This window comes from Vibrio sp. vnigr-6D03, from assembly GCF_002835515.1.
In the GTDB taxonomy this organism is placed as follows: domain Bacteria; phylum Pseudomonadota; class Gammaproteobacteria; order Enterobacterales; family Vibrionaceae; genus Vibrio; species Vibrio penaeicida.
Window position 1 is genome coordinate 1 of record NZ_PIZL01000066.1, and the last position, 22,806, is coordinate 22,806.

General features: G+C 45.5%; 19 protein-coding genes and 1 pseudogene. 3 read left to right on the forward strand and 17 right to left on the reverse strand.

Annotated features, from left to right (window positions below; translation table 11 throughout):
• From CW749_RS27750 to CW749_RS27825, 15 genes and pseudogenes are all read right to left on the reverse strand, one after another.
• Positions 1-164, reverse strand: a pseudogene (locus CW749_RS27750) (IS5/IS1182 family transposase); the annotation flags it as partial.
• Between the two features lie 417 nt (positions 165-581).
• Complete coding sequence (locus CW749_RS27760; protein WP_101115711.1) at positions 582-854, reverse strand: Lrp/AsnC ligand binding domain-containing protein; 273 nt, start codon at positions 852-854, stop codon at positions 582-584.
• A 55-nt stretch (positions 855-909) separates the two neighbouring features.
• Positions 910-1,653, reverse strand: coding sequence for an Asp/Glu racemase (locus CW749_RS27765; protein WP_101115712.1), 744 nt, complete (start codon positions 1,651-1,653; stop codon positions 910-912).
• Positions 1,650-2,573 (reverse strand): fumarylacetoacetate hydrolase family protein, encoded by a 924-nt coding sequence (locus CW749_RS27770; protein ID WP_101115713.1) that lies wholly within the window; start codon positions 2,571-2,573, stop codon positions 1,650-1,652. The genes CW749_RS27765 and CW749_RS27770 overlap by 4 nt, the downstream gene beginning before the upstream one ends.
• 41 nt (positions 2,574-2,614) lie before the next feature.
• A complete protein-coding gene (locus tag CW749_RS27775) occupies positions 2,615-3,757 on the reverse strand; it encodes a cupin domain-containing protein (protein ID WP_101115714.1) in 1,143 nt (380 codons plus the stop codon).
• 38 nt (positions 3,758-3,795) lie between these two features.
• Positions 3,796-4,815 (reverse strand): carbon-nitrogen hydrolase family protein, encoded by a 1,020-nt coding sequence (locus CW749_RS27780; protein ID WP_201797044.1) that lies wholly within the window; start codon positions 4,813-4,815, stop codon positions 3,796-3,798.
• On the reverse strand, positions 4,812-5,228 hold the full coding sequence (locus tag CW749_RS27785; RefSeq protein WP_101115715.1) for an acyl-CoA thioesterase: 417 nt from the start codon (positions 5,226-5,228) through the stop codon (positions 4,812-4,814). The genes CW749_RS27780 and CW749_RS27785 overlap by 4 nt, the downstream gene beginning before the upstream one ends.
• 2 nt (positions 5,229-5,230) lie before the next feature.
• A complete protein-coding gene (locus tag CW749_RS27790) occupies positions 5,231-5,920 on the reverse strand; it encodes an ABC transporter ATP-binding protein (RefSeq protein WP_101115716.1) in 690 nt (229 codons plus the stop codon).
• A 1-nt stretch (position 5,921) separates the two neighbouring features.
• Complete coding sequence (locus tag CW749_RS27795) at positions 5,922-6,686, reverse strand: ABC transporter ATP-binding protein (protein WP_101115717.1); 765 nt, start codon at positions 6,684-6,686, stop codon at positions 5,922-5,924.
• Complete coding sequence (locus CW749_RS27800; RefSeq protein ID WP_101115718.1) at positions 6,679-7,695, reverse strand: branched-chain amino acid ABC transporter permease; 1,017 nt, start codon at positions 7,693-7,695, stop codon at positions 6,679-6,681. Before CW749_RS27800 ends, CW749_RS27795 begins: the two co-directional genes overlap by 8 nt.
• Positions 7,692-8,609 (reverse strand): branched-chain amino acid ABC transporter permease, encoded by a 918-nt coding sequence (locus CW749_RS27805; RefSeq protein ID WP_101115727.1) that lies wholly within the window; start codon positions 8,607-8,609, stop codon positions 7,692-7,694. Before CW749_RS27805 ends, CW749_RS27800 begins: the two co-directional genes overlap by 4 nt.
• 20 nt (positions 8,610-8,629) lie before the next feature.
• The gene (locus tag CW749_RS27810) at positions 8,630-9,769 is read right to left on the reverse strand and encodes an ABC transporter substrate-binding protein (RefSeq protein WP_101115719.1); all 1,140 of its coding nucleotides are present in this window, start codon (positions 9,767-9,769) and stop codon (positions 8,630-8,632) included.
• A 63-nt stretch (positions 9,770-9,832) separates the two neighbouring features.
• Positions 9,833-11,449 carry an AMP-binding protein gene (locus tag CW749_RS27815; protein ID WP_101115720.1) on the reverse strand — a complete coding sequence of 539 codons (1,617 nt, stop codon included), beginning with the start codon at positions 11,447-11,449 and terminating at the stop codon, positions 9,833-9,835.
• Positions 11,450-11,530: 81 nt separating this feature from the next.
• A complete protein-coding gene (locus CW749_RS27820; protein ID WP_201797045.1) occupies positions 11,531-12,007 on the reverse strand; it encodes a MarR family transcriptional regulator in 477 nt (158 codons plus the stop codon).
• A 4-nt stretch (positions 12,008-12,011) separates the two neighbouring features.
• Positions 12,012-14,321 carry a bifunctional salicylyl-CoA 5-hydroxylase/oxidoreductase gene (locus tag CW749_RS27825; protein WP_101115721.1) on the reverse strand — a complete coding sequence of 770 codons (2,310 nt, stop codon included), beginning with the start codon at positions 14,319-14,321 and terminating at the stop codon, positions 12,012-12,014.
• A gap of 309 nt (positions 14,322-14,630) precedes the next feature.
• Between CW749_RS27825 and CW749_RS27830 the strand changes: the two genes are divergently transcribed.
• Positions 14,631-15,854, forward strand: coding sequence for an alpha/beta hydrolase (locus tag CW749_RS27830; protein ID WP_101115722.1), 1,224 nt, complete (start codon positions 14,631-14,633; stop codon positions 15,852-15,854).
• 35 nt (positions 15,855-15,889) lie between these two features.
• On the opposite strand, the gene CW749_RS27835 is transcribed toward CW749_RS27830, so the two are convergent.
• Together CW749_RS27835 and lpcA are read right to left on the reverse strand one after the other, a co-directional pair.
• The gene (locus CW749_RS27835) at positions 15,890-16,735 is read right to left on the reverse strand and encodes a class II glutamine amidotransferase (protein WP_101115723.1); all 846 of its coding nucleotides are present in this window, start codon (positions 16,733-16,735) and stop codon (positions 15,890-15,892) included.
• Between the two features lie 16 nt (positions 16,736-16,751).
• Entirely contained in the window at positions 16,752-17,327 is a 576-nt protein-coding gene (gene lpcA, locus CW749_RS27840; protein WP_101115729.1) for a D-sedoheptulose 7-phosphate isomerase, read from the reverse strand.
• 359 nt (positions 17,328-17,686) lie between these two features.
• Between lpcA and fadE the strand changes: the two genes are divergently transcribed.
• Both fadE and CW749_RS27850 read left to right on the forward strand, forming a co-directional pair.
• Positions 17,687-20,134 carry an acyl-CoA dehydrogenase FadE gene (gene fadE, locus CW749_RS27845; RefSeq protein WP_101115724.1) on the forward strand — a complete coding sequence of 816 codons (2,448 nt, stop codon included), beginning with the start codon at positions 17,687-17,689 and terminating at the stop codon, positions 20,132-20,134.
• 455 nt (positions 20,135-20,589) lie between these two features.
• Complete coding sequence (locus CW749_RS27850) at positions 20,590-22,614, forward strand: hemolysin (RefSeq protein ID WP_237322624.1); 2,025 nt, start codon at positions 20,590-20,592, stop codon at positions 22,612-22,614.
• Positions 22,615-22,806: the final 192 nt, after the last annotated feature.

Consider the following 22,806-nt stretch of genomic DNA (forward strand, 5'->3'; position numbering starts at 1 on the left):
GGTGGGCGCCCATTATCTTTACAATAGAGGTGAGCGACTTCATCACGGATAAATTCGAAGTCGATGGCTTTATCAATCTTGCGAACTAAATGTTCTTTAGGAACGAGTTGTTCCATGGTGACCATTTCAAGTTCGTACTGTTGAGGAGAAGGTTCTTGAAGCATGTTGGAGTATCCATATTCTAGTACCCCTATTAGATCAAAGGTCTAGCCTGATGGCTAGACCTTTGTCAGCAGTCTGAGGTGACCACTCGGTCACCTTTTTTATTTTTGGTCTATACCCAAGTGACCTCAAGGTGCAGGATTCAGAGCCTCATATTCTGCTCAATTCAAGCCTTTCTATTTCAAAATCAGGAACGCAGCGGAATGATGAGTCCTTTCCAAGTTCTTAGACGATGAAGTGGGCAGAATATGGGCTCCCAAGGGCGAGTTTAACTGGCTTTCATACTGCGTTATCGATTTTTGATTTAGAACGACTAGATCTTCAAATCGATGCCTTGCCTGAAAGCCAGTTAACTCTCGCTGAACCTAGCATCTTGAGGTTACTTGGGTATATATATTCGACAACGCTCTAACATAAGCTCAATCAAAGCTGAACATGCTTTCAAGATCGTGTCGAGAATACGCTTTGAAGGCCAACATCGTATCGGTTTTGGTGATGCCTTCTATTTTGATCATCTCTTCTGTTACAAGCCGAGACAGATCATCCGCTTTATTCACTCGAACAATCGCAATCAAATCAAAAGCACCACTCACAGAAAAGACTTCCGACATTTCTTTTAAGCCCGCGAGCTGCTCCGCGACGGCGTTTATTTTATCTCGCTCAACATTGAAAAAAATAATTGACGTTAACATGGGATTTTCTCCTATCTGTTATCCGTAATAGCGACACCTTGAATACGACTAACCCTCAAGACAGTAGCTTTCCACAGTTGGGCACCTTTGCCTCCAACCCTAAAGTAGTCAGAATTTGATGCGTGGTTGCAACCGCAGCAGAGATGACAGGGATTCCGCATTCATCTTCCACGGCTTGTATTGCTGCCAATGAAGGCATTTGAACGCAAGCAGACAAGACCAACACATCGATACCAGTGAGATCTAACCGCTTATAGATATCGACCAGATTCATAGGGTCTTGGGCTGCAACTTCTAAGTTGTTGGGGATTTCGAGCGACACAGAATCGTGCACTTCGATGCCTTCGTACTCGATGTAATCACAGACCAATTGAGTGAGCGGTTTCATGTATGGTGTAATCAACGAAATCCGTTTGGCATTCATTAATTTCAAACAATCCACCAGTGCTCCAGCGGAGCTCACCACTGGTGTCGGGTAACCGTTAGATTGGGTCACTTCATGCAACCTTTTCTGGCTTTCCCTATGGTAGCCATTGCCTTGCGCCATAATGGCAACAAGGCAAGCGTAACCCATAACATCCACATCCGCGTCCGACAGCTCCAATGCACATCGATCGCTGTCGCTGTCCATGGACTTCAGCTCTTCCGGCGTAACGTGCTTCATCCTCATCCGGCTGGAGTGAAACGAAAATCTCTCTGGATAAACCGCTTCTCTTGCTCTTAACATTGCAGGAATTTCACGCTCCATCGTGAGGTTAGAACTGGGCACAATTTGCCCAACTTTGAATGTTCGGCTCATGACTGCGCCCCAATGTTGACTACGGGGTTTCTAATTACCCCGATTCCTTCGACACCACACTCAATCACATCACCAGGCCACATCCACTCTTGAGGCTCGCGACCAGCCCCCACTCCTGAAGGTGTTCCCGTTGCGATAATGTCCCCGGGTTCTAGGGTGATGCCCGTTGAGATATCAGAAATGAGCGTGGGAATATCAAACAACAAATGCTGGGTGTTCGAACGCTGCTTTTCCTCACCGTTTTTGGTTAGCCATAAGTCGAGATTATGCGGGTCTTCGACCGAATCCGCCGTCACAATACAAGGCCCCATCGGCGCATAAGAATCCTGACCTTTGGAGAAGATCCATTGACCAGCCCTGCGATTATCACGAGCAGAAACATCATTGATGACGGTGTAACCAAATACGTGATCCATGGCATCTTCTTTATTAATTCGCGTGGCACACTTACCGATAATGACCGCTAATTCCACTTCCCAATCCAATTGCTGAGTCATTGCGGCGTTATGTTGAATGGATTCACCAGTGGCAATCACGCTGGTCGGTGGCTTAGAAAATACAACTGGCTTGTCGGGTAGATCTTTTGACGTATCCAGCGACTTTGCCGATTCCGCTACATGCTCCACGTAATTTAATCCGATACCAAAAATGTTTTTTCTAGGTTTCGGGATAGGAGCCAATACGGTGACATTTTCTTCTGCGGTGGCTACTCCGTTAGGACGGTTTGATGCGGTTTCATCTAGCGCTCTCGCTATCGCTGTTAAACCATCCTGACCTTGGTCGATCAATTCAAGCATAGAATTGGGGAAGGTTTGACCAACTGCGCTTCCCAACTTTTCGACATCCACCACCATGTTATCTAGAACCACACCCAATCGGGCTTCACCTTGGTGCCCATTTCTGTACGTTATAAGTTTCATTTACTCATCCTTTAGTTATTTGAACTGACAAAAAACGGAAATTAGGCCACCACAACCTGATGCCCATTGTTGTCGACCAAGCCTTGCTCGACATAAAACCCTAGTTTCTTGATCGTCGGTAAATCATTGAAAGAAAACAAACAAGCATCATCCGATGATGATGTATTGACGTGCTCATGCCACATCCATGTCGGGACACAGAAAATGTCTTTCTCTTTCCAATCGAATCGTTGCCCATTAATGATCGAATACCCAGAACCTTTCGCCACTTGGTAGATAATGTTGCCAGTATGGCGATGCGCTTTGGTGTGCTCCGAAGGTCTCAAAAGTTGTAGGCTTGCCCCCATGGTCAGCATCGGATCGTCGCCATTTTGAGGGTTCATATAGCGCATGATGACCCCGTCATACGGCGAACCATCGGTCACTTTTGAATAGTTCAGCAGTGCTTCATAGCTTTGATCCCATGAATATTTCATAAGTGGTGAATAAGGCTTATCCCACTTGTCCAACTCGGGTCGTAACCCTGGTGCTCCATAGGTGAGTGGGCTGTCATTTTTTGGCAGATCAACCGTTTGATAGCCATCTGGGTGAACGGCATAAAAATTGGATTCCAGAACATTGGTTAACGGAATATCCAACCCGTCCTGCCACATACTGGTTTCGCCATCTTCAGCAACACCATGCTCGTGCCACGTTCCATTCGGTGTAATAACGAAGTCGCGAGCACCAAGGTCAATTTTGTGACCATCCACAATGGTGTACGCCCCTTTTCCTTCCATGATGAACCTTAAGGCGGATGCCGCATGCTTGTGCGCACCCGCTCTTTCTCCCGGCTGCATCACTTGCAAACCAGAAAACAGCCAGCCACAAGCCGCACTTACTTCGGTACGCTTGGGGTTTTTCAAGTACACCACGCGTCTTCCAGCGTCTTCTGGGCTGACCAAATCAATTGATTTCAAGACCAGTTTTCGCAGTTCTTCATTTTTCCAAACCACAGGCTCAGATAGCGCTTTTGGCTCCCACGGTTCAATATTGTTCGCAACTTTCCAAAATGCACCGGTGTTCTGCCCATCGAGATCGGAATAGTACGCCTCTAGTGCTTGACTATCTTTCACTCTAGACCTTCCCAATTGGTCATCTGTCCTATCTTGGTTGGCGTCTAAGCTTTCTTTAAAGTTATTCATATCTATCACCCTTTATGTTGTGCCCTACCCCATATCAACTAAGAACCCTGAGTGGTCATTGTTTCGGTAGGATCATCTTTGGCTAACTCTTGAATATCAGATTGAAAAATCGGTTGCTGCTTTGCTTGATTGATCGTCAGTTGGAAAATATCGAATCGGTTGTAGTGCCCAACGATGTCGTGCATTTGCTTTGGTTGAATGCAGCGCGCTAAATCGATGTCGGCATACGCGATGCCTTCTTCATCGATCAATTCATCGCCTACCGCCCTGCCATCAGGACCAATAACACCGGAATAGCAACTGGATTTCCTTTCCATTAACTGGCGAGCATCGGGGCGAATTTTCTCCATCTCATTGATGATTTCTTCTGAGATAGTTGAAGTAGAAACAACAGTAAACACCTTGCCTTCGAAGGAATGCGACATCGCTCGGAGCTTGATGGCTTCCGCCATGTCGTAATCAGGGGGAGCGACCGGAAGCGAAATGTAGCTGGCGGTATGCACCAATTCACCTTGAGCTAATAAACTGTATCGCGCTAACGTATTGGTGTTTTCGCCGCATGCAAGACCACCTAACGGACCAATATCGGTGTCGTAAACCGTTAAGCTAGAACCGTCGCCGCCCGTCCAAGTGAGTTTTTCAGCCCATGTAGGAACCAACTTGCGATGTTTCCCTATGATCTGACCTTGAGGGTCAATAAACACCAATGTGTTGTATAAGGTACCGAGCGATGTTTTCGAACGCTCATTGACGCCAATCACCACATACGTGCTAGTAGCCGCAGCAGCCGCGCAAACCACATCGATTTCAGGTCCAGGAACAAAAATGGACGCTTTGATGAGCTTCTCGAACCACTCACTGCCCGAAACCGGATCGGTAATCCAATTCCAATATGGGTATCCGGGCACAAATGACTCGGGAAACACGATCAGCTTTGCGCCATTGCCTGACGCTTCGGCGATCAGCTGAGCGGCTTTTTCTACCGTGCCTTCAGCATCAAGAAAAACGGGGCTTGTTTGTACGGCTGCTGCTTTAAATTTTGGAAACTCTTTCATCATGCCTCCTCCATTTCTGTCGACATCAGCGACACGATTTTTTCTCGTATTTCTCCACTCCATTCACAGGACTTTCCGTTTGAATCGACATTGACCAATGTGAGAGATGACGAAAATCGTTCTTCGCTTTCACAAATTGCTTTCACATCCACATCCATACTGGAGTGCCCAAGACGCTTAGGTTCTAGAGAAATATGTAAGTATTCTCCGTGCCTGCTCGGCGAATGAAAACGAGTACAGATTTCGGCGGTAGGCAGTCCACCCGTTTTGAGCAATTCTTCAAATGGCATCAATAACGCTTCAGCGAAAAACATCTCAACGACATCATTGATCATCTCAAAGTACCGAGGATAAAAGACAATGCCAGCGGGATCGCAGTGCTTGAAAAGGACTTTCTGTTTCACAATATAAGTCATCGTTATACCCCTAAGCGTTCATTTAAGGTTTCGTCATCGAGCATGTCTAAACGACCTTCCCACACGCTCTTTCCTCGCTCTAAAATCACGGCTCGATCAGTGATGGTCGATAGCTCTTTTATCGATTTATCTATGATGAGGATGGCCATGTCCGACTTGTCTTTGAGCGCTTTAATCGCTCCCCATATTTCTTGACGAACAATAGGGGCAAGACCTTCTGTCGCCTCATCCAAAATCAACAATTTTGGGTTGGTCATTAGCGCTCGGCCTATCGCGACCATTTGCTGCTCTCCACCCGAAAGTGTTTTGCAAGGCTGGTGCTCTCGCTCTAAAAGGCGTGGAAACAACTCGCCCACTTTGTTGAAGTCCCAGTAACCGGCACGAGAGGCAACAATGAGGTTTTCGTGCACCGTTAAACTGGGGAAGCAGCGTCGCCCCTCTGGCACCAATCCAATGCCTAACCGAACAGCTTCAAAAGACGCCATCGAATGCAAAGAGCGATCGAGAAAACGTATTTCGCCTTGAGTATCCGTCAGCATTCGGCAGATGGATTTAACGGTTGTGCTTTTCCCCATACCGTTACGCCCCATCAACGCGACAACCTCTCCTTTATCAACAGTTAAATCGACACCAAACAAAGCTTTGGATGGACCATAAGAGGCTTGTAATCCAGAGACCGTGAGTAAATTCATATCATGCTCCTTCCTCTGCAGATTCTTCGCCCAGATAAGCCCGGCGAACATCGGGATGTGATCGAATTTCATCCACCGAGCCTCTGGCGATGACCTCGCCATACACCAGAACGCTGATGGAATCGGCTAGTGCAAAGACGGCATCCATGTCGTGTTCGACAAGCAGAATTGGAGCGTCGAATTTCAACTCTGACAGCAACTCCGTCATTTCCGATGCACCTTCGCTCCCTAGCCCTGCCATGGGTTCGTCCAGCAGAAACACTTTGGGTTTCAAGGCGAGCGCCATAGACAACTCCAAACGACGACGTTCTCCATGTGCCAGTTCGGCGGCGGGTACCGACAAACGGTGATGAAGCTTGGTTTTCTCGGCGAACTTCACTGCTTGTTCATTCAGTTGGCGATCCGATTTCCAATGCATAAAGAATTGAAAGCAAACATGTTCACGCCCCTTTAGCGCCAGTAGGATGTTTTCCATCACCGTAAATTCCGGCACAATTGAAGAGATTTGAAAGCTTCTGCCTAAGCCCATTCGCGCTCTCTCTACCACACCCAATGCGGTGATGTCCTGCCCTAAAAAGTGAATCGTCCCTTCGTCGGGTTGAAGCTCACCCGCGATTTGCTTGATCAAGGTGGACTTTCCGGCACCATTCGGACCAATCAAGGCGTGTATCTCATTTGGAGCCAAGTCTAAGGACACGTTTTGCGTCGCCTTTAGCGCTCCAAATGATTTCGATAGTCCTGTTAAAGACAAAACAGAGTTACTCATGAGTCGGCTCCTTCTTAGACAGAATCGACACAATACCGCCCTTAGCAAACAGGACGACAAACAGTAGAATTGCGCCTAAGTAGATGTGCCAGAAATCGCTTAAGCCACCGAGCAAGTATTCGAGGAAAACAAACACTCCAGCGCCAGCAACAGGGCCAAACAACCGTCCAACACCGCCTAAAATGACGAAAATCATAATTTCACCACTCAGCTGCCAGCTGAACATCTCAGGGCTCACGAATCGGTTAAGATCGGCGTATAACGCCCCAGCTAAACCCGTGATCATCCCTGAAATGACAAACGCGATAAGTCGAATATTAAAAGGATGGACACCGACCGCTTCCACACGCCCGGGGGCTTGTCGCACCGCTTTCAACACCATGCCAAATGGCGAGTACCTTAGGCGAGCGGTGAAATACAGCACGACCGAAAGCAAGACAAAAGTAATGAGGAAAAATTGCAGAGGGTCGAGCGTATCCATCCCTGGGAAGGTATTTCTCGTATAGATAACCAGCCCATCTTCACCGCCATAGCGAGACCAGCTGATGGCAAAGTGGTAAAGCATCTGACCAAAGGCTAGAGTCACCATAATGAAGTAAACGCCTGAGGTTCTCAGAGACAACAGCCCAATCACGAACGCCGCAATCCCACTGCTTACAAGAGCAACAAGCCAGATAATCGGCATGGACTGCGTGCCTGAGACGGTTATCACCCCTTCATACAGCGGCATATAGTCTTGTGCGTGACTGGCAAGGATTCCCATGGAATATCCACCCAACCCAAAGAAAGCCGCGTGACCAAGGCTGACTAACCCACCATACCCTAAAGCGATATTTAAACCGATGCCTGCTAACGCAAAGATAACTACTCGCGTAGACAGCGTGATAAGAAACACTTCCCCCACCAAATGCGCGACAACGGCAATGCAAATGAGGCTCAGATAGAGCAGCGCATTCAAAGAGGTTGAAGACAATGGGCTAACCCATGTCAACAGATTAGAACGTATCATTGCGATGCTCCATAAAGACCCGTTGGCTTAAATAGCAATACCAACGCCATTAAGATATACACCAGCATCGAGGCGATGGTGGCACCCGTTTCGTGCGCTTGTGTACCAAAAAGTGAAATGAACAAGATGGGCAATAAGTACCCCCCAAGGGTATCCACTAAACCGACTAAAATAGCGGCATAGAACGTCCCTTTTATGGAACCGATCCCCCCAATTACCACCACCACAAAGGCAGTAATCAAGACAGGTTCACCCATGCCTACTTGCACCGACTGTATCGCCCCAACTAATGCGCCCGAAAGTCCAGCCAAAGCGGCACCAATAGCAAATATCACGGTGTATAACTTGGAAATATTCACACCTAAAGACGCGATCATTTCCCTGTCACTTTCCCCCGCTCGAATCTGGATACCCAGTTTGGTTTTACTGATCAAAAGATGCATACCAATGGCAATGCACAGCCCAATCACAATCAACACCAAGCGATAAAGCGAGTAGTTAATCCCACCGGGAAGGGTTACCGGCCCCGACAGATAATCGGGTATCGATAGATAAAGGGGGAATGACCCAAATATCAGCCTTGTTCCTTCAGAGAAAATGAGGATGAGGGCAAACGTGGCAAGCACTTGGTCTAGGTGGTCACGGGCATACAGTTTTCGCATGACGGTAAATTCCACCAAAACCCCAACAAGCCCCGAAACAATCACACTGGCAGCAATACCAGCAAGAAAGGACCCAGTGATGCTGGCGACATATGCCGCAGCAAATGCGCCCACCATATAAAGGGAACCGTGAGCCAAGTTAATGAGCCCCATCACGCCAAACACTAAGGTTAGCCCCGACGAGACAAGAAACAGCATGACACCGAGCTGTATCCCGTTTAACAATTGCTCAATAATGAGGAGTAACGACATCTTCTCACCTTCACCTAGGGCTAAAACTTGCACTCAGGAGAGTACGCGTCTCCATGATCGGTCAGTACCGTAGCAACCGTTTTGTTTGTGTAGATGTCGCCTTCTTTCACGACTTCTCTCACAAAGTAGTTTTGAATCGGGTGATGGTTACGCCCAAATTTGAATGCACCTCGTACCGAAGAAAAGTCCGCTTGTTCTAGCTCTGCTCGGAAGAGGTCGGGGTTGGAAATGGACGCTTTAGCATTCACATTGGAGAGAAGTATCGCCGCATCAAAACCTTGACTGGCATAAAGAGATGGCAATCGACCGTACTTTTCCTTAAATGAAGAAACAAACGCTTTGTTCGCTTCGTTATCAAGATCTTTGTTCCACTGAGAGGTATTGTTTACCCCTACCGCTGCCTTGCCCACTGCCGCTAAAATGGTTTGGTCGAAACTGAACGCAGGACCAATCAAAGGAATACCTACACCGCTATCGGCATATTGTTTAAGAAAAGAAACCCCCATTCCGCCCGGTAAAAAGAAATACACGCTATCTGCACCCGATGCACGAATTTGAGCGATTTCAGAGGCGTAATCGGTTTGCCCTAGCTTGGTCTTTATCTCACCCGCCAATTCACCACGGTACAATCTTTTGTATCCGTTCAGTGCATCTCTGCCGGCAGGGTAGTTTGGTGCCATAATGAAGCTTTTCTTGTACTGTTTGGAATTCGCAAATGCGCCAGCGGCTTCATGCAAATTGTCGTTCTGCCAAGCGACATTAAAATAGTTTTTGTGGCAACGTTTACCCGCCAGTAAAGAAGGTCCAGCATTGGAAGAGATATAAAATTTCTTCTGAGAAAGGCTACTTGGAATCACCGCCATCGCAATATTTGAAAAAACGATCCCAGTTAGAACATCCACTTTATGGGACTGAATCATTTTGTCAGCGACTTTGATGGCAATGTCCGGCTTGCGCTGATCATCCTCGACCACGACAGAAATATCGCCCTTGCCCGCTTGTTCAATCCCTAATAGAAACCCATCGCGAATATCAATACCCAGTGCCGCGCCACCTCCCGAAAGCGTTGTAATCAAGCCCACTTTGAGCTCATTCGCATACGACGATGAGATTGAAAAAAATAACGAAACCACTATTGATAAATATATTCTTAATTTCATAGCATTGTCCTTATCCACCACACGAGATGGTATTTGCGTACTTAATTAAATGGTTGAGCTAACTTAAACTCTGGTTAGCTTGTGTTTTTGTACTTTCCCTGTTTTTGTCTTTGGTAACGCTTCAATAAATTTTATCGACCTTGGGTATTTAAATGGGGCGATGGTATTTTTAACGTAGTCTTGAAGTTCTTTAATGATCTGTTCTGACGGCGCGGTATTTTCTGTTAATACAATATGGGCTTGAACAATCATGCCTCGCGCTTCGTCTTGGGTTCCAATCACCGCACATTCTTTTACATATCGATGACTTAGCAGTGCCGATTCCACTTCCGGTCCAGCGATGTTATAGCCAGAAGACACAATCATTTCGTCGTTACGAGAAACGAAATGAAAGAAGCCTTGTTCGTCTTTGTAAAAGGCATCTCCCGTGATATTCCAACCAGAAGAGACGTAATCATTTTGGCGAGGGTCATTGAGGTATCGACACCCTGTTGGACCGCGAACCATCAGCCTCCCCACTTCACCCACCGCAGACTCTTCACCATTCTCGTTCACGATTTTGGCTTCGTATCCTGAGATGGGCTTCCCTGTTGAGCCTGGAGCATGATCGTCAAGGCGATTGGAGATAAAGATGTGCAGCATTTCGGTAGCCCCTATCCCGTCAAGCAGCGGCTTTTTGGTTTTCTCAAACCACTCTTTATAAGTGGGCGCGGGAAGCGTTTCACCTGCAGACACCGCTACTCTTAGTGAAGACAGATCAGCGTCTTCTTCCATGCCTTTTAGCATTACTCGATACGCGGTTGGTGCAGTAAAGCAAATCGTTGCTTTGTATTTATCAATAATTTCGATGATGTTGGTGGGAGACGCATTTTCTAACAGGATGCTTGATGCACCAAAACGTAATGGAAATATCGCCAAGCCGCCCAATCCAAAAGTAAAGGCTAACGGAGGAGAACCTACGACAATGTCGTCGGGCGACACTTGTAGCACTTCTTTGGCGTATCCATCCGCGATCAGTAGCAAGTCTCTGTGGAAATGCATTGTTGCTTTCGGCTTACCTGTGGTGCCAGATGTAAACGCGAGTAAGGCCACATCGTCTCGCCCAGTTTTAACTGGACTAAATTTCACCGACTTTTCCAATGCCATTCTGTCGAGTGGGGCATCGAAGTTTGAACTTCCATCAAACCCAACAACATGCTCAAGACATGGGCTGGACTCTTGGCACTTTTCAAGTTCATCTATTAGCCGCGAATCGCACAGCGAATACTTTATTTCTGCCTTTTCAACAACTTGAGATAACTCGGATGCTCTTAGCATCGGCATTGTATTGACCGCAACACCACCCGCTTTCGTTACGGCTAGCCAACATGCGACAAACGCTGGGTTATTTGATGAACGAATGAGTACTCTGTTTCCCGGGACGAGCCCCAAATCCTCAACCAGAACATTGGCAATTCGGTTACTCCAATCCAATAGCTCTTTGTAGGTTCGTCTGCGTCCATTTCCAATAAGAGCAGTATGGTCGCCGAACCCGATTGCGACCATTTTGTCGGTCAGTTCTTCGGCGACATTGAGATATTCTGGGTAGCGCGATTCCGTATACAGCAATTCTGGCCACGTCTCAGCAGGTGGCAGGTTGTTCCGTGTAAACGGATCGACATGTGCGGTTGGTCCTAACATAGTTTTCCCTCACTACGCTTATGTATAGACATTGCATCAATCGCTCTGTCAGTAATCGACAGATAATAGGGTTCTATTGCCCTAATCTTTGACGGTATGATGAATAATATCGTCGAGTTGCTGGCACAGAGTGTCGAGCGACTCGTCATCCAATGAAATCAAAAGATCGTTCACCCACGTTTCATGGGCTTTCGCTTGAACTTCAAATTCTTTACGACCCAACTCCGTTAGCGACACACAAGAAGCTCTGCGATCGTTAGGCATTACAGCTCTTTCAACAAACTCGTCTTCTATCAGCCTATCGATAATGCCCGTCACATTGCCGCCAGAAACGCGCAACGCTTTGGATAAGTCACTCATTTTCATCCCTTCGTCGTAACGTGCCAGCGTGGCTAACACATCAAATCGAGGAAGTGTCGAGTTAAATTCAACTCGGAATTTCTGCCGAAGCTCCGACTGAACAGATTGGCTAACACCGAGGATCCTGAGCCATAACCGAAGACGCGATTTCGACTTTTGTTCATCGGTATTCATTATTGATTTTTTCAATTCACTCATGCGTTTAAGACTCTCTTTTTGGCAAATTGGTATTTGCTAATTCTCTGTTTACTAAATGCTGGAGCTGTTCTTTACCGGATTGATACGGGCTCGGCCATGCCTGCTCTTTGTCTTGTATTTGCGCGGCTTGCCTATTCGTCCAATAAGGATCCGACAAATGGGGACGACCTATCGCCACGAGATCGGCACGACCTGCGAGCAAGATGGAATTGACATGGTCAGCTTCGTAGATATTCCCGACGGCCATGGTACTGATGTCCGCTTCATTACGTATTTGATCAGCAAAAGGGGTTTGGTATAGGCGGCCGTATCTTGGTGTGACTGAAGACGTGGTTTCACCGGATGAAACGACAATGATATCGACGCCTACTTGTTTAAGCATGGCGGAGATGTCTACCGCTTCATTGGGTGTAACGCCCTTGTCGCCAGACCAGTCACTGGCAGAAATACGAACAGACATCGGTTTTTTCCTTGGCCACGCTTGTCTGACGGCTGTGACAACTCGAAGCGGAAACCTCATTCGATTTTCAAGAGATTGGCGACCAAATTGATCATCCCGTAAGTTGGTGAGCGGTGATATGAACGATGCCAATAATCCACCATGACCAGCGTGAATTTCCAGCATGTCGAACCCAGCACGTTCTGCCCTTCTCGCAGCGAGAACAAACTGCTCACACACGGTATCCATGTCATGTTCGGAAAGCGGTTCTGGGGTTTCACTGCTGGGAGACCATGGTACGTTAGAGGCAGATTTCAGCGGCCACCCTCCTTTGTTTAATGGTTGGTTTTCCGCTTCCCAAGGCAATTGAGTCGCCGCGCGAGCGCCAGCATGACCTAGCTGACAACAGGTTGCCGCTTGAGTTTCTTTATGTACGAATCGGTTAACTCTGTTCCAACCCTCTATCTGGGAGTCGTGATAAAGCCCTGCACAACCGAGTGTGGGGCGTCCATCTTCAGACACAGACACCATTTCTGAACACACTAATCCCGCACCACCTTTGGCTCTCTCACCGTAATGAATTAAGTGCCAGTCACTAATGTGCCCTTCGCTGCTTTTGTATTGAGCAATAGGGGAAACCACTACGCGGTTCACCAATTCCAAATCACGCAGAGAAAATGAGGTAAACATAGGGGAGCGAACGCGATCTGAGTCAGTGCCACCAGCCTGTTTGCAAAACCAAGCTTCTGCATCCGCTAACCAATTGGGGTCTCGCATTCTCAGGTTTTCATGCCCAATTCGCTGTGAGCGCGTCAACATAGCGTAGTTCAGCTGCTCTAAATCAAACCCTAAATAACGATGGACGTGTTCAAACCACTCTAGAGAATTGATGGCAGCCGATTGAATCCGCAGCACTTGCTCTCGACGTTCACTTTCATACAGCTGAAACGCATCTTGGATGGAGTCTTCTTGATTCAGATAAGTGGCTAGTGCAATGGCGCTTTCCATTGCCAATTTTGTGCCGGAGCCAATGGAGAAATGTGCCGACGCTGAGGCATCCCCCATTAAGACAATATTATTGAAGCTCCACTTTTCGCACAGTAAGCGTGGGAAGTTGATCCATGCTGAGCCTCGGATATGGTTAGCATTGGTAATGAGAGGCTGACCAGATAGGTGGTCTTTGAAAATTTCCTGACAAACTTCGATAGATTCTTGTTGGCTCAACTCTCCAAAGCCATAGTTTTGCCATGTCTCTTCATCGCACTCAACGATGAACGTCGCCATCTCATCGTCAAACTGATAAGCGTGCGCCCAAACCCAACCTTTATCGGTTTCCACAAAAATGAATGTGAACGCATCATCAAACTTTTGTGGGGTCCCTAGCCATACAAATTTGCAGGGTCTCATTTCCACATTAGGTTTGAATTCCGCTTCGTGCGCTTGTCTAGTTTTGGAGTTCAAGCCATCAGAAGCCACGACAAGATCATACTCCTTCGCTAATTCCTCGGCAGGACGCGATTCGGTGGCGTAACGAATTTCAATACCAAGTTCTTCCGCCCGCTTTTGCAAAATGTTCAGTAGTCTTAAACGCCCTATTCCACAAAAGCCATGGCCAGTGGAAACAATTTTTTCGTCGTTTCGCACCAAAGCAATGTCATCCCAATAAGCAAAGTTTTCTCTTATCGCTTCTGCGCTTGACGGATCATTTTGTGCAAAGTTGTCTAATGTTTCAGCTGAAAATACGACTCCCCAACCAAACGTATCATCAGCACGATGCCGCTCAAAAATGACCACTTCTGATTCAGGGTTGCGCAGTTTCATTGATATTGCGAAATACAGACCTCCGGGTCCACCTCCGATACAAGCGACTCTCATTTTTGTGCTCCTTGCCTTGATGATTTGATCAAAAAGTATACAATTCACAAAAATACTTCAAGCTTAAAATATATATACTTAAAGCAAATGTGATCTGTGTTGTTATGCTGTTTTTATAGAATTTGAAGAATTATATTTCTAATCAAAGACTTTTAGGGTTTGAGAGGATTCTAGAAAAAATCGCAGGAATCTTATGTGCATATAGAGGTTTTTAGTGCATACGAGATGCATTTCACTACAACCGAAATTTGGGCTTTTTTTGCCTAATAGCTTGATAGTTCGCCATACTAGAGTGCAAGGAGAGCAGTTATGAAAATCACATCTTTAAATCATAAAATATCGATAGAAAGCATTGAAAATAATGAAATTTTCATAGATTACGTGTCAGAAGAAAACTCTAAAAATACAATAGAAGCCCTTGACGTTCTTGCTACTAAAATCAACGCAAAGTTTCAATCCTATGGCGTGAATCGATCATCCATCAAAACGTTAACGATTTTTCTAAAAGCACTTGATGATTTCTATAGCAATGCTGACGAAATAGATAAGTTACTCAGATTCAAACTAGCAGGAAATATTGGTGAGGTGGCATTAATTGAACACGACACGGTGGCGCTAGAAGCAGCAATTGTACGTGAGCCTCTATCGAATGAGATTGTTTTTCATCGCTACACAAAAACCGCGCTCTTTGATCAGTATTACACGTTTTTGACTGCACCAGATGCACCACAAATCATTCGTAATTGGGTCAATACCCAGCCCTCACCTGACTGCGAGAAAACAGAAATGGTATTCGGGTCATCTTCTTATCATCATTCATTGGATTTGTTTATCCCAAAACAACGAAATAAGAAATTGCCCTTGCTTATTCATATTCACGGGGGCTATTGGCAGTACACGGATAAAGAAATCTACATCAAAGTCGCCAACTCTTTTACTCAATCCGGTGTTGCGGTGGCTAACTTAAACTACCCTCAAGCCCCAGATGTCCCAATGAGTGAAATCATCGATTCGTGTCGCAAAGGTATTCGTGCTTTGTTTCTCGCAGCAGAAGAACACGGCATAGACCCAAATGCGATAACCGTAGTCGGTCATTCCGCAGGCGCACACCTTGCTGCAATGATGGGACTGACTAATTGGTCGACGGTAGATCCAATCATGCCTCGTAATATCTTTCAAACCGTCATTGGCTTTTCAGGTCTCTACGATTTAGAGCCGTTATCTATCGTGATGCGCGATCGGTTGAAACTCGATTCAACACAGTTAAAAGAGACAAGCCCTATCCATTGCGGCGCTGTTGAGCCCGTCGACTTCCACCTTTATGTAGGAAAAAATGAAAGTGATGAATTTCAAAGGCAAACCGATGTTTTTCTTGAATACATACATTCAAACGGCATGGTCGGCAGTAAGGTAGTACTACCGAATAAAAATCACTTCTCTGCCGTTGATGAGTTCTATTCCGAGTCTACGCAAACCTTCTTTGATTGTTTGGATTTGATTTTGGAGAAGAATGAAGATGAAGAGATGCGATAAAAAATCCCACCGAAGTAAGTGGGATTTGAAATAGATTATTTTAATGGTTCTGTCGGAGCCTGTGATTTTGGTTTCGCTTCTGCGAACGGGACGTGCTCAAGCTCACCGTGGTTTCCGTCAATATCTTCACCAAAATGGAAAATATTAAACTCTCCCGGCTTCATGCGGTGCCATGCCTCATTGTCGGTTAACGGCTGAGTTGCGATGACAGAAACAACATCATTTGGTGTCGTTTCTTTCTGAAAATCAATGGTGACATCTTCATCGATAAGGCTTGCTTTACCAAACGGTGCGCGTCTTGTTATCCAATACAGATGATTGGTGCAATAGGTCATCACATACTCACCATCACTGAGCAACATGTTAAACACGCCGAGCTCTCTCAGTTCATCGCAGCACTCTGCAACAAACTTAAACATGCCAACCATGTCTTGCGGCGGCTCTGGGTAACGGTCTTGCAAGCGATTGAGTAGCCAACAAAATGACAATTCACTGTCTGTTTGCCCAACAGGTCGAATGAATCCTGTTTTTAATTTGTCGTACCCACTCAACTGCCCATTGTGTGCAAAAGTCCAGTAACGCCCCCAAAGCTCTCGAGTAAAAGGGTGAGTGTTTTCTAAATTCACTCCCCCTCGATTGGCTTGCCGAATATGGCTAATGACGGCTTTACTTTTGATCGGATAATTCTGCACCAGTTCAGCAATTTTAGACTTGCAGCTCGGGTTTGGGTCCTTAAACGTCCTAAACCCTTTCCCTTCGTAAAACGTGATTCCCCACCCATCACGGTGCGGTCCCGTATTTCCGCCTCTTTGCATTAGCCCTGTAAAGCTGAAACAAATGTCTGTTGGCACATTGGCGCTCATTCCGAGCAATTCGCACATAAGTACTGGTACTCCTTTATTCCATTTCTTTTTCGATTAGCTGAATAACGATATGAATAATTTTTATATGAATTTCTTGAATTCGATCAGCGTAACCAAAATGAGGTACTCTGATTTCTATATCAGCCAAACCAGCCATCTTTCCACCATCTTTACCCGTTAAGGCAATGGTTTTCATTCCTTTTGCTTTTGCAGCCTCAATGGCTTTCAAAATATTGCCCGAATTACCAGACGTTGAAAGACCAAACAACACGTCGCCTTTTGAACCTACCGCTTCTACATAACGCGAAAACACCGATTCATAACCGAAATCGTTACTTACACAAGAAAGGTGGCTTGGATCTGAAATCGCGATCCCAGGGTAGCCTGGGCGGTTTTCACGATATCGCCCTGTTAATTCTTCAGCAAAATGCATTGCATCACAATGCGAGCCCCCATTTCCACATGACAGGACTTTTCCACCTTGTTTGAAAGAGTCGGCGATTAATTTAGCAGCACTTTCTATCTGTTTGATGTTTGCATCATCACTTAAAAATGCGTTCAGTACGTCGGCAGCTTCTTGCAGTTCATTTTTTATTAGGTCTTGGTACATGGTTTTCTCTGAATAGTTGTTTGCTTTCAGCCTTCCAATGTGGAGAGCCAACCCTTTCCTAAACTCAAACGGTTTGAGTATATATCCCCAAAAAATTGAGGAATGGGAGTTCCGATTACCTTCCCCCTAAATTTTACCGATTATTAATTTCGTGTCGATAGCAGAGAGCAGAATCCTCTCAATTGTAGTGAGAATTTGTTGCTTGAAATAAAACTGGTTGCTCGCACATCGGATCGCGATCAAATCTTGAACAAATAACAGTTTTACAAGTCAGTAACATCTAAGTTACAATTCACATTAACTGGTATGACCTCTTACCTGAATAAGGCAGTAGACTGCCAATTAAAAGGATAATAATTATGGATATCTTGCTCTCTACAATTACGCTGGTACTAGCCGTCGGGCTAGTGCTCTATCATCGAACGTCGCTCGCTGTTTCTCTACTTATCATTGGTGCCGCACTAATCGGAACAACTGTTCTAGGCTGGACCGGAGGAACAAGTTGGATTGTATTTATCGTGTTGAGTGCCATCGTAGCGATTCCAGCAGTAAGACAGTCTCTGTTCAGTGCCAAAGCGCTTAGGTTCTTCAAAAAAGTTCTTCCTGCCATGTCTCAAACAGAAAAAGAAGCATTGGATGCAGGTACGGTATGGTGGGAAGCGGAGCTGTTTAAAGGCAAGCCAGACTGGCGTCAGCTTCAATCAATTAAAAAACCCACTCTGACAAAAGAAGAACAAGAATTCCTTGATGGTCCGGTAAATGAAGTGTGTGCGATGACAAATGATCATCAGGTCACTCATGAACTTGCCGATCTTCCTCAAGACGTTTGGCAATACCTTAAAGACCACAAATTCTTCGCCATGATCATTAAAAAGCAATATGGCGGTTTGGAATTTTCTGCCTATGCTCAATCTTTGGTATTACAAAAGCTCACGGGCGTGTCAGGCGTGCTTTCTTCCACGGTTGGCGTTCCTAACTCTTTAGGTCCTGGTGAGCTACTTCAGCACTATGGAACCGAAGAACAAAAAAACCATTACTTGCCAAGACTAGCGGTCGGTAAAGAGATCCCTTGTTTTGCTTTGACGAGCCCAGAAGCTGGCTCGGATGCGGGATCCATCCCTGACTATGGTGTGGTTTGCAAGGGTGAATGGGAAGGAAAAGAAGTGTTGGGAATGCGCCTAACATGGAATAAGCGTTATATTACTTTGGCACCTGTCGCCACCGTTTTGGGTTTAGCATTCAAGCTACAAGACCCAGATGGGCTATTAGGTGAAAAGCAAGATCTTGGTATTACTTGTGCGTTGATCCCAACCAATATTGATGGTGTTGAGATCGGTCGTAGGCATTTCCCATTAAATGTTCCATTTCAGAACGGCCCTACCAAAGGCAACGATGTCTTTGTACCACTCGATTTCATTATCGGTGGTCCTAAAATGGCAGGGCAAGGCTGGCGTATGCTGGTTGAATGCTTAAGCGTAGGTCGTGGTATTACGTTACCTTCAAATTCAACTGGTGGCATCAAAACGGCAGCGTTAGCAACCGGGGCGTACGCTCGAATTCGTCGCCAATTCAAGCAACCTATTGGTCACATGGAAGGAATAGAAGAGCCTTTAGCGCGCCTTGCAGGTAATGCTTACGTTATGGATGCCGCGAGCAGCCTAACAGTAGCTGGGATCGACATGGGGCAAAAGCCATCGGTTATTTCCGCTATCGTAAAATACCACTGTACTCACCGAGGACAGCAAAGCATCATCGATGCCATGGACATTGTCGGCGGCAAAGGTATCTGCCTAGGTCCATCAAACTTTTTGGCTCGTGGTTATCAAGGTTCGCCCATCGCCGTTACGGTTGAAGGCGCAAACATTCTGACACGTTCGATGATCATTTATGGTCAGGGAGCGATTCGTTGTCACCCTTATGTTTTAGAAGAGATGAATGCCGCGCATTCAGATAAGCCAGACGCATTAGCTAAATTTGATAAGGCACTGATGGGACACATTGGCTTTACCATGAGTAACTTAGTGCGTAGCTTCTGGCTTGGTGTTACGGATGGCAGAGGCTCAGACAGCCCAACCAGCGACAAAACTCGTCGTTACTACCAACAGCTTAATCGCTACAGCGCGAATATGGCATTGTTATCCGATATTTCCATGGCAGTTCTGGGTGGTTCACTAAAACGAAAAGAGCGCTTAAGTGCACGTTTAGGTGATATTCTGAGCCAACTCTATTTGGCAAGCGCAACCTTAAAGCGCTTCGAAAACGAAGGAAAGAAAACGGAAGATTTGCCATTGCTGGAATGGGGAATGCAAGACAGCTTGATCCAAACAGAAATCGCAATTGATGAGTTCCTAGCGAACTTCCCAAGCCCTTGGCTAGGAAAAATGCTCCGAGTCATCATTCTACCTTTCGGTCGAATCAGAAAATCACCTTCAGATAACTTAGATCATAAAGTAGCGGCAATCCTTCAAGTGCCAAGTGAAACACGTTCTAGAATAGGTCGTAACCAATATTTAACTCCAACAGAAAATAACCCTGCGGGTAAGTTAGAATATGCCTTGGAAATAATTTTGGAGGCAGAGCCTTTATTTAATAAAGTATGCAAAGCAATTGAGAAAAGAAAACCATTTACGCAACTAGATAAAATAGCAAATATAGGGATTGAAAATAATATTCTTTCTCAAGAAGAGGCTAATTTATTGGTATTGGCCGAGAAGCTAAGGTTAGAAACCATCAACGTCGATGATTTCGACTTCAACGCTCTTGCAGCAAACCCTCAGGTGCCTTCAAAAATGGATGAAGTCGCATAGTTATCCCTCTCTACTAAGTATTAGGTAAACTTAGGTTTACCTAATACTCACCTAAACAATTACTTAGCCTTTCCACAAACCCTCTCAAACTTAAGACAAACGCTCTAGTCTCAAAAATAGTACAAACGGGCAATTGAGATCTTCCTCCAAGTAATTAACAATCACCTCGACAAAAATTTACATAACAGTGAGCAACCTGAATTCAGGCGAATCACACTATTAACTCGTTATTTACTATTTATGCATTTTTATGCTCGACTCTATTTTTTTAATGAATGCAAAAATACTGACTTGTTAATTTAATAAAAATAATTACCTAAATAAGCGAATACTTAATTTCATTTTAAAACGAAAGTTGTTTATTAATTTCATTAGCTCTCAGAGGGAAGAGAATAATGCAAAAGACTCCAATACTGCTGTCCACCATCATATTAGGTGTAGGCATCCAAACGCCAATGATCGCAACAGCAGGCGCAGCTGCACCAGCAAAAGCCTGTATTGTTAGCCGTGATACAGGCGCAAAATACTGTTTAGAAGCTGGTCAACGCTCTGGCTACTCTTTGCCATCTTACATCCGTGGTCATGATGTTGATGTCATTGCACCTGAAGGTTTAGGTGTAATGCTCAGCGACTGGGATAACCTTTCCTACAACCGATTAGCGGTATTTGAACGCCATACTCACAACGAAGCGATGGAACACGTTTTAGCTCGTAATGGGCGTTACCTAGACTTTTCTAACCCTCGCTCAATGAGAGTAGTCAGCACCGCGAAGCCAGATGAAGCCTGTATCGTTAGCCGTCAAACAGGCGCTGAATACTGCTTGAAAGCAGGCCAGCGTTCGGGTTACTCACTGCCCTACTACATTCGTGGACATCAAGTGGACGTTATCGCTCCAGAAGGCTTGGCAGTTATGCTGAGTGACTGGGATAACTTGTCTTACAACCGTTTAGCGGTATTCACTAAAGATACGAACAACGAAGATATGAAAAATGTTCGTGCGTACAACGGTCGTGATATTGATTTCTCTCACCCACGTTCAATGCGTGTTTTGTCTCGTGCTACCGTTCCAACGAATAAGCAATTGATTCAAGATTTCAACGACTTTACCAACCAACTTTCTCGCGGTTCTTGGGGCTTAGTTGATTTCGACAATAATGGTCAACCTGTTACTGAAGATGACAAAGATACCTTTGTAGAAGGTCGTGAAATCTTGTTCCAAGTTAAATGGACAGAACGCACGCTCCGCGGTTTCTTGGGTGATGATAACTTCGAATCATTAAAAACCAATATCGGTGTTGATGAAATCCGCAGCCTAGTTGAAGACTACTGCCCAGCAAAATTGGAAGTGGGCACGCACGGTACTTACGGCCGCAACTTCAACGCTGGCTACACATCTGAGCTCGATTCAGATACGTACCACTGTCAACGTGGTTCATCCATCTACGCTGATGGTAATAGCTACGCTCTGAACTTTAGCGGCAATGCATCTACAGTTGTCATTGAAAGCTTCTTACCAACTGTGCCAGGTGCAACTTACGAGTTGGACGTGGATTACCAAAAACGTAACTACAACACTAGCGTTAACCCTGATCAGGCATTCCGCGAGTTAGTTGTACAAGTGTCTTCAGATATTGAAGAAGTTGCTGTACAAGGTTTGACCGATATTGAAACCGACAGTCACACTGGTTACTTGCCGATAAACAAACCGTTCAACGCGTCTGACCTAGATGGTGGATTTGCTCAAGCTAAAGTGACGTTTAAAGCTGATCGCTTCTACACACCTATCAGTTTGAAAGATACTGGTCATGCTGACTCTTACGGTATCTTGGTAACAAAAGTGGTGTCTGATGAAACGATGGCAAACCCATTTGAAGTGGCGTGTCAGATGTTCCATCCGAACGATCCTGAACTTCAGAAAGAGTGTTTAACGTCGACGGGCAAACCAACAGTTACACCAGAATCATGTGATTTAAGTATTGATGAAAACTTAGGTAACTTTGTGGTCAACAAGCCGGGCTACCGCGCAGAAAATGAACCATTCCGTTATGTTCCGCAAAATATCTTCCATCACAAGAATTACTACTCTGTGGGTAAAGGCGGCGTCGTAACACTGAACCTTGCATACAATGGTGTTTACTCAGGTTGTGATGTTCAGAACAAGACTTTGTCACTGGATGAGTTCACAGGTAACAACTGGGACTTCCAACGATTCGCAGAGCAAGGCTTGACGAAAGTCCTTCTAGCTTGTGAACAAGACAACGAAGCCGTGCTTAACTGGGAAACATTAGAAACGACTTTCCCAGATAACTTGCTGATCACTAACCATAAGATCAACAAATCGTTTAACGACGACAAGTACTCAAGCTGTAAGCTACGTGCAATCCGCTTTGTAGACAGAACGCATAAGATTCCGTCTTACCAACCGGGTTATAGCGCAATTAGTGACGGCTTCGATATTCGTAATCTAAAATTGAACTAATCAAATCAGTTTAACGAAAAACGGGCTCAATCGAGTAATGCCAGTCAGTTAAGCTGACTGGCATTCTTCTTATTGGGGTATTTTCTATTCCTAGGTTTCACGCTTCTCGGGTATATTCGATCTTCTCTTTTTTTTCTTTCAACCTTTTCTGTTTTTTCTTCTCTTCTCTCCTTACTCCTTTTTCGATTAGTT

Excerpts from the sequence above, each read along its gene's own strand:
- lpcA (WP_101115729.1), bottom strand. The coding sequence starts at position 17,327 with ATGTACCAAGACCTAATAAAAAATGAACTGCAAGAAGCTGCCGACGTA.
- CW749_RS27850 (WP_237322624.1), top strand. The coding sequence starts at position 20,590 with ATGATCGCAACAGCAGGCGCAGCTGCACCAGCAAAAGCCTGTATTGTT.
- CW749_RS27825 (WP_101115721.1), bottom strand. The coding sequence starts at position 14,321 with ATGAGAGTCGCTTGTATCGGAGGTGGACCCGGAGGTCTGTATTTCGCA.
- CW749_RS27795 (WP_101115717.1), bottom strand. The coding sequence starts at position 6,686 with ATGAGTAACTCTGTTTTGTCTTTAACAGGACTATCGAAATCATTTGGA.
- CW749_RS27805 (WP_101115727.1), bottom strand. The coding sequence starts at position 8,609 with ATGTCGTTACTCCTCATTATTGAGCAATTGTTAAACGGGATACAGCTC.
- fadE (WP_101115724.1), top strand. The coding sequence starts at position 17,687 with ATGGATATCTTGCTCTCTACAATTACGCTGGTACTAGCCGTCGGGCTA.
- CW749_RS27775 (WP_101115714.1), bottom strand. The coding sequence starts at position 3,757 with ATGAATAACTTTAAAGAAAGCTTAGACGCCAACCAAGATAGGACAGAT.
- CW749_RS27815 (WP_101115720.1), bottom strand. The coding sequence starts at position 11,449 with ATGTTAGGACCAACCGCACATGTCGATCCGTTTACACGGAACAACCTG.
- CW749_RS27785 (WP_101115715.1), bottom strand. The coding sequence starts at position 5,228 with ATGACTTATATTGTGAAACAGAAAGTCCTTTTCAAGCACTGCGATCCC.
- CW749_RS27810 (WP_101115719.1), bottom strand. The coding sequence starts at position 9,769 with ATGAAATTAAGAATATATTTATCAATAGTGGTTTCGTTATTTTTTTCA.
- CW749_RS27770 (WP_101115713.1), bottom strand. The coding sequence starts at position 2,573 with ATGAAACTTATAACGTACAGAAATGGGCACCAAGGTGAAGCCCGATTG.
- CW749_RS27790 (WP_101115716.1), bottom strand. The coding sequence starts at position 5,920 with ATGAATTTACTCACGGTCTCTGGATTACAAGCCTCTTATGGTCCATCC.
- CW749_RS27835 (WP_101115723.1), bottom strand. The coding sequence starts at position 16,735 with ATGTGCGAATTGCTCGGAATGAGCGCCAATGTGCCAACAGACATTTGT.
- CW749_RS27820 (WP_201797045.1), bottom strand. The coding sequence starts at position 12,007 with ATGAGTGAATTGAAAAAATCAATAATGAATACCGATGAACAAAAGTCG.
- CW749_RS27830 (WP_101115722.1), top strand. The coding sequence starts at position 14,631 with ATGAAAATCACATCTTTAAATCATAAAATATCGATAGAAAGCATTGAA.
- CW749_RS27800 (WP_101115718.1), bottom strand. The coding sequence starts at position 7,695 with ATGATACGTTCTAATCTGTTGACATGGGTTAGCCCATTGTCTTCAACC.
- CW749_RS27780 (WP_201797044.1), bottom strand. The coding sequence starts at position 4,815 with ATGATGAAAGAGTTTCCAAAATTTAAAGCAGCAGCCGTACAAACAAGC.
- CW749_RS27760 (WP_101115711.1), bottom strand. The coding sequence starts at position 854 with ATGTTAACGTCAATTATTTTTTTCAATGTTGAGCGAGATAAAATAAAC.
- CW749_RS27765 (WP_101115712.1), bottom strand. The coding sequence starts at position 1,653 with ATGAGCCGAACATTCAAAGTTGGGCAAATTGTGCCCAGTTCTAACCTC.